Below are 221 nucleotides of genomic sequence, written 5' to 3'. Positions count from 1 at the left end.
GAGCAAATCGGCGAGCATGGCGGTCTGCCTGGCCTGCGGGATGCCAATGCATTAGAAACCTTAGCGCGCCCGCTTAACAAGGCTGCATACGGCGAGACCGACATCTTCGTACTCGCCGCAGCCTATCTCTATGCCATTGTTAGAAACCACCCATTCGCGGATGGAAACAAGCGTACCGGCTATCTCGCGGCGTTTACGTTTCTCTACATCAACCGCTATGT

At 55.2% G+C, this 221-nt stretch carries 1 protein-coding gene; it reads left to right on the top strand.

The genetic code is table 11. The features are described from left to right. Positions 1 to 221: type II toxin-antitoxin system death-on-curing family toxin (locus AF337_RS03060; RefSeq protein ID WP_244471170.1), on the top strand; the 221-nt coding region annotated here is incomplete at both ends.

Source organism: Rhizobium ecuadorense (assembly GCF_001187535.1).
Lineage (GTDB): Bacteria > Pseudomonadota > Alphaproteobacteria > Rhizobiales > Rhizobiaceae > Rhizobium > Rhizobium ecuadorense.
Note: the sequence above shows the minus strand (reverse complement) of the source record. Positions and strands in the feature narration are given on the sequence as shown.